The 9,612-nt window shown below is 67.9% G+C and carries 8 protein-coding genes; 6 read left to right on the top strand and 2 right to left on the bottom strand.

Going from position 1 to position 9,612, the window contains the following annotated elements:
- Positions 1–872 (bottom strand): trehalase-like domain-containing protein (locus ABZ717_RS27880; protein ID WP_358516019.1); only part of this gene is annotated, 872 nt, incomplete at its 3' end.
- Positions 873–1,090: 218 nt separating this feature from the next.
- On the opposite strand from ABZ717_RS27880, the gene ABZ717_RS27875 reads away from it, so the two are divergent.
- The 6 genes from ABZ717_RS27875 to ABZ717_RS27850 all read left to right on the top strand — a co-directional run bounded on the left by ABZ717_RS27875 (position 1,091) and on the right by ABZ717_RS27850 (position 8,962).
- Entirely contained in the window at positions 1,091–2,776 is a 1,686-nt protein-coding gene (locus ABZ717_RS27875; RefSeq protein WP_358516016.1) for an ATP-binding cassette domain-containing protein, read from the top strand.
- Positions 2,777–2,826: 50 nt separating this feature from the next.
- Entirely contained in the window at positions 2,827–3,528 is a 702-nt protein-coding gene (locus ABZ717_RS27870; RefSeq protein ID WP_358516013.1) for a hypothetical protein, read from the top strand.
- Positions 3,525–4,769 carry a hypothetical protein gene (locus ABZ717_RS27865; RefSeq protein ID WP_358516011.1) on the top strand — a complete coding sequence of 415 codons (1,245 nt, stop codon included), beginning with the start codon at positions 3,525–3,527 and terminating at the stop codon, positions 4,767–4,769. The genes ABZ717_RS27870 and ABZ717_RS27865 overlap by 4 nt, the downstream gene beginning before the upstream one ends.
- 3 nt (positions 4,770–4,772) lie before the next feature.
- A complete protein-coding gene (locus ABZ717_RS27860; RefSeq protein WP_358516009.1) occupies positions 4,773–5,939 on the top strand; it encodes a hypothetical protein in 1,167 nt (388 codons plus the stop codon).
- Positions 5,940–6,237: 298 nt separating this feature from the next.
- Entirely contained in the window at positions 6,238–7,578 is a 1,341-nt protein-coding gene (locus ABZ717_RS27855; protein WP_358516006.1) for a nucleobase:cation symporter-2 family protein, read from the top strand.
- 587 nt (positions 7,579–8,165) lie between these two features.
- Positions 8,166–8,962, top strand: a protein-coding gene (locus ABZ717_RS27850; RefSeq protein ID WP_358516021.1) for an IS5 family transposase whose coding sequence is annotated in 2 segments (ribosomal slippage) — positions 8,166–8,511 and positions 8,511–8,962 — 798 coding nt in all. Because the reading frame shifts where the segments join, the coding sequence is not laid out codon by codon here.
- Here ABZ717_RS27850 and ABZ717_RS27845 read toward each other — a convergent pair.
- On the bottom strand, positions 8,881–9,546 hold the full coding sequence (locus tag ABZ717_RS27845) for a DUF2637 domain-containing protein (RefSeq protein WP_358516003.1): 666 nt from the start codon (positions 9,544–9,546) through the stop codon (positions 8,881–8,883). The two genes, ABZ717_RS27850 and ABZ717_RS27845, sit on opposite strands and share 82 nt — an antisense overlap.
- Positions 9,547–9,612 lie beyond the last annotated feature (66 nt).

The following is a 9,612-nucleotide window of genomic DNA, read 5'->3' as shown; positions in this document are numbered from 1 at the left end:
GTCAGGGCGCCATCGCGCAGCCAGCAGTACCGGTAGTCCCAGTTGCGGACTCCGCCGATCTCCTCGGGTAGGGAGGTGGTGGCGGCGGCCATGACTCCGCCGGTGGGGGTGCACAGGCCGCGGAGGGTCAACGCCGATCGGGCCGCCAACGAACTCTCCGTACCGGGCAGGGACAGTTCATGGACCCATCTGGTCCACTCCTTCTCCGTGTGGGCCCGACGTTCGGGTTCGGGGGTGGGGTGCCAGGTGAGCAGATCCGATCCGCAGCGCAACTCGAACACGATCGGCTCCCCCGGCACGGGGTGGATGGTGGCCCGGGCCGTGTCCTGGCCGCCTTCGCGCTCGATTCGCCATTCGACGCCGGGAGCGCGCAGCACCAGGGGTTCGTCGGTGCCGTGGACGCGCAGTCCGTCGTCCTCGACAACGATACGGACCGGGGCTCGGCCGAAGTCGGGACGCGGCGCGAACTCCACGGCGATGGGGGTGGAGCCTTCGACCACGCGGATGAGGTCGGTGCGGCCGGGTTCGGTGTCCTGGGCGAGGTAGTCGGTGACCTCCAGCCGCGACCAGCGGGTGCGCACGGTCATGGTGTCGGGCACATAGCGCTGCCCCAGGGGCATGCGCCCGTGCGCGGGGCCGATGGCGAACACCCCGGCTTCGGGTCCGCCGAGGAGTTCGGCGAACAGGGCGTTGGAATCGGGTTCGGGATGGCAGAACCACAGCAACCGAGCGTCCGGCCCGAGCAGGGCCACGGACGAGCGGTTCGACAGCATGGACATGCGCTCGATCGAGACCGGCCGCTCCCCCGGTTCGAGGTCGCGATGGATCTCCGGCATCGTTTCGAGTTCGGCCGCACCCTGTGTGAGCGTCATCCCGCCACCTTCCTCGTGAACTTCCCGGTGGGACGAAGCTAGGTCTGCGGGATGCCCGAGCACATCGGGTTTCATCGGATCTTAGGAGTGGGCTAAGGAAGGCTTAAGGTTCTGGGCCTCCCCCGCCACCAGGGAAAACCCTTTGCTTCGGACCGTGATCGCGTGGAAGCCTGCGGTGGCGACGCGAGCGGGCGCGTTGTAACGGTGAAGGGGAATTCGTGGGTTACGTCGACGTCAACCAGGTCTCGCACACCCTGCCCGACGGGCGGGTGCTGCTGGACGAGGTCTCGTTCCGGGTCGGCGAGGGCTCCAAGACCGCCCTGGTCGGCGCGAACGGGGCCGGCAAGAGCACCCTGCTGCGGCTGGTGCGTGGTGAGGTCGTACCGCAGTCGGGCGCGGTGACGTTGGACGGTGAGCTCGGTGTGATGCCGCAGTTCGTGGGGCACGTACGGGACGCCACCACCGTGCACGAGCTCCTGGTGTCGGTCTCCCCCGCGTCGGTTCGACGAGCCCACGCGGACCTGGAGCGGGCCGAGGAGGCCATGATGCTCTCCGAGGACGAGAAGACCCAGATGCGCTACGCCGAGGCGATCGCGCGTTACGGCGACGCCGGCGGGTACGAGGCCGAGGTGGTGTGGGACCAGTGCTGTGTGGCGGCCCTTGGCGTTCCCTACACCGAGTGCCGTTGGCGTGAGGTGCGCACCCTCTCCGGGGGCGAACAGAAACGCCTGGTCATCGAGGCGTTGCTTCGTGGTCCGGCGCCGGTGCTGTTGTTGGACGAGCCGGACAACTACCTGGATGTTCCGGGCAAGCGCTGGTTGGAGGAGGCCCTGCGCGCCTCACCGAAGACCGTCCTGTTCGTCTCGCACGACCGGGAACTCCTCAGCCGGGTCCCGGATCGAATCGTCACGGTGGAGCTGGGCGCCGCGGGCAACAGTGTGTGGGTGCACGGTGGATCGTTCGAGACCTACCACGAGGCCAGACGGGAACGCTTCGCCCGGTTGGAGGAGCTGCGGCGTCGTTGGGACGAGGAGCACGGCAAGCTCAAGAGCCTGGTGTCGATGTACAAGCAGAAGGCCGCCTACAACTCGGACATGGCCTCCCGGTACCAGTCGGCGCAGACCAGGCTGCGCCGGTTCGAGGAGGCGGGCCCGCCCCAACAGCAACCTCGGGAGCAGAACCTGCGGATGCGGTTGCGCGGCGGCCGCACCGGTAAGCGGGCGCTGGTGTGCGAGGGCCTGGAGCTGACGGGGCTGATGCGCCCCTTCGACCTGGAGGTCTGGTACGGGGATCGGGTGGCGGTGTTGGGTTCCAACGGGTCGGGCAAGTCGCACTTCCTGCGTCTGTTGGCCGGCGGAGGCGACGACCCGGAGTCGTCGCTGGTGCCCGAGGAGGAACGGGAGCGTATCGAACCCGTGGCCCACTCGGGCCGGGCCCGGCTGGGCGCCCGGGTGCGGCCGGGATGGTTCGCGCAGACCCACGAGCACCCCGAGTTCGCCGGGCGCACGCTGCTGGACATCCTGCACAACGGCGAGGGCACCCGGAGCGGGGTGCCGCGCGAGGAGGCCGGTCGGGCGTTGGACCGGTACGAGTTGGCGCTCAGCGCCGACCAGACCTTCGACACGCTCTCCGGTGGCCAGCAGGCGCGCTTCCAGGTCCTGCTGTTGGAGTTGTCGGGGACCACGATGCTGCTGCTGGACGAACCCACCGACAACCTGGACGTGGTCTCGGCCGAGGCGCTGGAGTCGGCGTTGGAGCTCTACCAGGGCACGATCCTGTCGGTCACGCACGACCGATGGTTCGCTCGCGGCTTCGACCGGTTCGTGGTGTTCGGCGCGGACGGGAGGGTCTACGAGGCCGAGAAACCGGTGTGGGACGAGGGCCGAGTGGAGCGCGCCCGGTAGAACCGGCATAATTCGGACTCGACAACCGAAGATTCCGAAGAAGGCACCGCATGCGCCATCCCCCAGGCATGACGCGCGCCCTGACCCTGCTGCTCTCCCTGGTCGCAGTGGTGGTCATGGCGCCCGTCTCCCCCGGCCACGCCTACTCCTCCGAGGCCTCCCCCGCCTTCTACGCCCGCATGCTGGACCATCACGACGGTGTGTTCGTCAGCGAGGAACTCGCCGGGTACATGGACCGGTCCGAAGTCTCGGAAGACCTGCGCGCGCGGGTGGCCGAGGCGGAGGTGGACCTCGACGTCCTGGTCGTCGCCCATCCCACCGACGAGGACATGCGCGCGCTGACCGATGCGGTCGCCTTCTACAGTGAAAGGTCGTTGGTGGTGTTCTCCCCCAACACCAACCACGTGGGCCTGACGATCGAGAAGTACTCGGGTCTCCCCATAGCAGCCGCCATCTACACCACCTACACCGGCGCCTACCCGGAGGACCCTCGCGACCAACTGGACCGGATGCTGCGCGCCGCGGACTACGCGGACCTGGAGGAGCGCACTGCCAAGGCCCAGAGCGAATACGTCGAACTGGTGGGTGGGACCCAGGAACCGGACGCCGCCGCTCCGGGCCTGGTTCCCCAGCGTTGGCTCGCCCGTACCTGGCCCTCGACCGTGGGTGCGGCGATCACGATGGTGGGTGTCGCCCTGATCGTCGTCGCGGGCGTGACGGTACTCCGTCGACGTCGGGAGGGCATGTCGTGAAGTTCCCCCGCCTCCTGGCCGGGCCGATCGCCCTGGCCATGCTGTTCCTTCTTCCCGGCGTACCGGTCCTCGCGGACACCTCCATCGAGGGGCCTCGCGGTGTCGAGGAGATCTCCGACCTGTCCCGGGTCACCCGGGTGGCCGAGGCACTACGGAGTGATCCCCTCTATCTGAGCCATCTGGTGCCCATGCGGCCGGTCGACGAAGAGGAACTAAGCGACATGAGTGCGGAGGTGGCCGGTGCGTTCGACGGCGAGGTCCCGTTGTACGTGGTCATGTACGCCTCCGTGCCCACCGACGAGACCGGCGGCCGGCCCACCCTGTTCCTGCACGCCCTGCACGAGGTGAGCGGCGCCGACGGTGTGTACGTCGCGGTGACCACCGACGGGCGTTCGGCCACGGCCGCCTTCGACAGTCCCATCACGCCCGTTCTCGATGAGGAAGGTCTCGGCCCCGGTGCCCGCCCCGCGGTGACCCTCTCCAACGTCCTGGCGATGCTGGAGGAGTCTCCGAGGACACCGGTGGAGGCCACTCCCCTCACCTCGGACGCAGCGCCGACAGTGGAACAGCAGACCCGGGAACCGATGTCGGACGCCGCCCGGTTCTGGGATCTGGCCTTCCCCGGCGGAGTGCTCGGGCTGCTGGTCGCCGGCATCTATCTACGGTGGTCCATGACGGAAAGTTCGCCCCGGCCCAGAGCGGCCGTCGCGTCTGTCGAGGTCCCCAGGCACGTGCGCAGATGGTTCGCGGCTACGGCCCGCGGCTCACGGTGGCGGTTCCGTCGGCGGTTGGCCCGGGAACTGCGTCTCCTGCGACGTGAGTTCGAGGCGGCACCCGCGGAGCACGCGGGGCTTCCCCGTGCCCGCGAGGCCTACGACGCCGCCGGTCTGATCGCCTCCTCCCATGGGCTTCCCGTGACCGCTCTGGTCTGCGGGATGGTCCTGGCCCGGCACGGACGGCGGGCGCTCGTCGCGCCCGATAGGGGAGAGACGCTCCCCTGCCGGGTCAACCCCCTTCACGACCCCGCGTCGCGACCGCGCTCCTTCTACCTCGGGGGCCGCCGGCGTACCTGGCCGGTCTGCGCAAGATGCCGGAACGCGGACGTGCGTGAGTCCGAGGCGATGGTCCTCCGCCACAACCGGCGCCCTCACTTCATCCACGACATCGATGACCCCTGGGCGCGGATCGCCCTCGCCAAGCAGGAGCCCTTCGCACGGGCCCGCGCACTGATCGGAGTCTGACCCGTGTATCGAACGCTTCCGGCTCTGCTGCTGGTCCTGCTCGTTCTGTGGCCCACAGCCGCGGCCATGGCCGACACGAAGTCTTCACTGTCACCGTCGACCGTCGCCGAACACCTGGCAGAGGACCCGGTGTACGTACATCCCTCCAGGGGCGCCGCGCTCTCCGACGAACAGGCTCGGGAACTGCGCGAACGCATCGTCGACGAGGACCTGAACGTGTACATCGCGGTGACTCCTTGGCGTGAGGCCCCGGAGTCGATGGTCACCGCGCTGATCGGCCGGAGCGAGGGCCCCGGTGTCTTCCTGGCCGTCGGCGATGGTGGCCCGGTGGTCGGACGCCGCTCCAGCGACGACCGCTCCGGGGTTTCGCGGGTCACGTTGAAGCAGACCCTGGAGGTGCTCGAACAACGGCCCGACATGATCCGGGCCGACCTGGAAGAACGTCTGCATGTCGCCTTGGACATGCTCGGGGACGAACGGGTGGCGGCGCGTGAGCACGCATGCCTTTCCGCGGGTCCGGTGCTCGACCCGCGTCTGGCCACCGCCCTCTTGTGGGGCCTGGCCGCGCTCCCGCTGCTCGCGTTGGTGGTCTGGGGGATGCGTCGCCGATCCCGTCGTCCACTGCGGGTGATGCCGTTGTCGGAGGCCGTAGTGGGAACGGTGGACTCCACCGAGCAGGAGACCACACGGCGGGAACTGGAGCCGGCGCTGGTCTCTTACGGCCGTCGGGTGTCCCGGTTCTCCGGGAACCACGCGCGGGCGACCACCGCTCTGGAGGCCTACGAGGCGGCCGCGAAGGTGCTGGACACGGCCGAGGACATGGCGGATCTGGTGGGCGCGCGCGTGCTGCTGGATCACTGTGAGGCCGCGCTGTCGGGCGACTCCACGCCGCGGCACTGCTTCTTCGATCCCCGGCACGAGGGCCAGACGGGCAAGGCCCGTTGGCGGGCGCCGGCCTCGCACCGTTCGGTCACGGTGAGGGCCTGTGCGCGCTGCCGACGCGACTTGAAGGAGCACCGGGTCCCCATGACGGTCCTGGCATCGAGCGGGCGCGTCGCGGTGCCCTACTACGCGGTACCGGCGCGGGAGAGCGTGTGGGCGGCGACCGGGTACGGAACGCTGGCCCCCGACCTGGCGGCTCGGGTGCTGCGGGGTGACGACCGGGGGTGAACCTGGCCGGCGGCGAGAGGGCGTTCTTCGTCACGTCGATTCGGGGATGAGCGGGGTCGCGGGGTTCGATCCGTGGCCCCGTTCGCGTCCCCGGGATGGCCCGGGAAGGCCGCCGGGTGAACGGATGCGGGGTCTCTCTCGGGGGTTCGGGTCGACCGCCCTCGATCACCCAAGGTCATTCGCCCACTTCCGTACGCTTTGGTGTGTTCCTCTAAGAGTTCACCCCTAATTTGCGCACTTGTTCGGATCATCCGATGATTCATGACGAGACCGCACGATCCCGGAAGGCCCCACCACGATGAAGCCCGACCCCGCCATCAGCGAGCGCCCCGAGGACGAACGTCCACCGCTGCGGCTGATGATCACCTACGGCGTCCAGCACATCCTCGCCCTGTACGCCGGGGTCATCACCCCACCGCTGATCATGGCCGCGGCGGTGGGTCTGGATCCGGTGGAGAGCGGCCTCATCATCAGCGCCGCCTTGCTGGTCAGCGGCCTGATGACGCTCATCCAGACGCTGGGCGTGTGGCGCTTCGGCATGCGCATGCCCCTGGTCATCGGCGCATCGTTCATCCCGGTGACCGCGATGACCGCGATCGGGGAGTCCAACGGCCTGCCCGCGGTCTTCGGCGCCTCCATCGTCGCCGGGCTGTTCGGCGTCCTCATCGCGCCGGTGATGGCGAGTCTCATCCGCTTCTTCCCGCCGGTGGTCACCGGCAGCGTGATCACGGTCGTCGGCCTGTCCCTCATCCCGGTGGCGGTCGGTTGGATCACCGACAACTCCGAGGACAACGTCCCCACCGACACGGGCCTGCTGTTGGGCGGGGCGACCCTGCTGATCATCCTGGTGCTGTCCAAGGTGCTGCGCGGTGTGTGGGGCAGGGCCTCCATCCTGCTGGGCCTGGTGCTGGGCACCCTGTTGGCCGCCGCCCTGGGCGCGGTCGACTTCGCCGCGGTGGGCGAGGGCGCGGTCTTCTCACTACCCACGCCCTTCCACTTCGGGCAGCCGGAGTTCCAGGTCGCCGCGATCATCACGATGTGCATCATGATGGTCGTCATCCTGTCCGAGGGCATGGCGGACATCCTCGCCGTCAGCACGGTCGTGGGTTCGAAGGTCGACGGCCGTCGCCTGGCCGACGGCCTTCGGGCCGACGCTCTCACCGCGGTCGTGGGCCCGCTGCTCAACTCCTTCCCCGGCAGCACGTTCAGCCAGAACATCGGCCTGATCGCGCTGAACAAGGTCAAGAGCCGCTACGTGGTGGCCACCGGAGCGGTGCTGCTCGTGGCGATGGGCCTGTTCCCGATCCTGGGCCGGGTCGTGGCGATGATCCCCTCCCCCGTCCTGGGCGGCGCCGGCCTGGTGCTGTTCGGCTCGGTGGCTGCGGCGGGCATCCAGACCCTCGGCAAGGTGGACTACGAGGACAACCAGAACCTGGTCATCGTGGCGGTCTCGCTCGGGTTCGGGATCCTGTCGATCGCCGCGCCCGACTTCTTCTCCGGGTTCCCGGAGTGGGCGACGATGATCCTGCACTCGGGGATCGTCACCGCCACCGCCTCCGCGCTGGTGCTCAACGTGTTCTTCAACGTGCTGGGCGGCGCCGGTCGAGCGCGCCGGGCCGAACCCGCTCCGGCGGGCTGAACCCACTCAGACGGGCATAAACACCACAAAGCACATGTAAGCCTGGCGCACCGGCATCATCACAGGTCAGAAGGTTGCTCTGATTCTTTTTACTGAAGGGCCGGTCTCCCGGATGGGAGACATTTGGGAGATCAGCCCCCAGTGGCCCCCGAAGGGACCCCATCATTGATGTCTTTACGGTACTGCTCTTCGAGTATGGGCGCCATCACGAAGAGGTGATCACGTTCCACCTCGGTCAGGGAGCTGACGCTCCCTAGCCACCGCGCTTCGAGCACTCTGAGTACTTGTTTCAGCATCACGGGGGTCACGTGTTCATAGACCTGGGCCATCCCCGGGAGCTTGTGCCCCAATCGAGCGGCCCGCGCCACCTCCGGGATCCCGTCTTCAGCCAACCACGTGCGGTGAGTGTGTCGACCGGCTTCATGGAACGTGATCCCCTCAACAAGTGACTGCCGCATCCATGCCTGCTCGTTCGGGTCCCCATCCCATGCCGGACGCCAGAACCGGTACTGGAAGTTGGTCCGGCGAAGCCATCCTCCACTAAGAGCTCATCTCATTTGGATTCTCGATAACCTGGACCGGTGTCGATGGTTGAGCGTTTGGTGCCGGACGGACTGTGGGAACTGTTTCAGCGGGTGGTGCCCGAGGCACCCACCCGACCTCAAGGTGGTGGGCGGCGCAGACACGGGGACCGCGAGGTCTTGGCTGCGATCATCTTCGTGGCGACCACCGGCTGCACGTGGGCCCAACTCCCACCGGTATTCGGCCCCTCCGGGCCTACCGCACACCGGCGTTTCACTGAGTGGAGCCGGGCCCGTGTGTGGGCGAAGCTGCACCGCCTGGTGCTGGTCGAGCTCGGTTCCCGTGGTGAGCTGGACTGGTCGCGGTGTGCAGTCGACTCGGTGAACATGCGTGCTCTCAAAGGGGGGAGCTGACAGGTCCGAATCCTGTCGATCGGGGCAAGAAAGGGTCGAAGATCCACTTGATCACCGATCGGACCGGGCTTCCGATTTCGATGGCGATCTCGGGTGCGAACCTGCACGACAGCCAAGCGCTGCAACCGCTGGTGCGAGCGATACCGCCCATCAGGTCCAGGCGAGGCCGCAGGCGACGCAAACCGGCCAAGCTGCACGGCGACAAGGGCTACGACTACAACCACCTGCGCCGATGGCTGCGTGAACGCGGAATCGTCCATCGCCTGGCCCGCAAGGGTGTGGAATCCTCGAAGCGGTTGGGGAGGCACCGCTGGCAGGTCGAGCGCACCATGGCCTGGCTGGCCGGATGCCGCCGACTCCACCGCCGCTACGAGCGCAAAGCCGAACACTTCCTCGCGTTCACCGGTATCGCTTGCACGTTGATTTGCTTCCGCAGACTTTCCAAATGAGATGAGCTCTTAGGGGGAAGCCGATCATGGGTGCCTGCCTCAACCGGATCGATGTTCTCTGAGGCCCCAGCCTGCTCCTGCACCACATGCAGGTGCCGACCCCCCTGGGGCTCCTCAGTAGCAGTCTCCGCATCCGTATGGTCCTGGAGAAGACGTTCATCACCCATGTGCGTACGCGCTGCGTCAGCACTGCGTACGCTCCGCGCTGCCGTGCGGAACGCTCGCATGAGCAGCTCATACGCACCGATCAGCGCGAAGCTCGGCCAGGCATGGATGATCCTCGACCACATGGTGGGGTCGGCCACCGCCACGTTGGCGGCCAGGGAAGCGCCGGAGCCAATGATGAACAGCGTCCAGGGAAGCAAACCGCCTTTGCGGCCGTTACGGGCGTCGCTGAGCAAGGTCATGGAGGAGGCGACGATCATGCCGTCCACCGACAGCGGGAACAGGGCCGCGCGCCACTCGGGCTCTCCATGGCGCAGCGCCAACTCGTACATGTGCGAGTACGAGACCACAGCCGCGATCACGGCCAGCATCAGAACAGCGACGATAGTGGTCCAGCGGGACCAGCGGGAAGAATCCATCACCGGTCACCGCCCGACAGGTCGAACTCGGTGACCAGACGGACCCGACGCTCAGGTGAGGTCGTG

The sequence above is a fragment of the Nocardiopsis sp. NPDC006832 genome (assembly GCF_040635885.1).
In the GTDB taxonomy this organism is placed as follows: domain Bacteria; phylum Actinomycetota; class Actinomycetes; order Streptosporangiales; family Streptosporangiaceae; genus Nocardiopsis.
Note: the sequence above shows the minus strand (reverse complement) of the source record. Positions and strands in the feature narration are given on the sequence as shown.

Bases quoted from the DNA above. Each gene is read 5' to 3' on its own strand.
- ABZ717_RS27855 (WP_358516006.1), top strand. From the start codon at position 6,238: ATGAAGCCCGACCCCGCCATCAGCGAGCGCCCCGAGGACGAACGTCCA.
- ABZ717_RS27845 (WP_358516003.1), bottom strand. From the start codon at position 9,546: ATGGATTCTTCCCGCTGGTCCCGCTGGACCACTATCGTCGCTGTTCTG.
- ABZ717_RS27870 (WP_358516013.1), top strand. From the start codon at position 2,827: ATGCGCCATCCCCCAGGCATGACGCGCGCCCTGACCCTGCTGCTCTCC.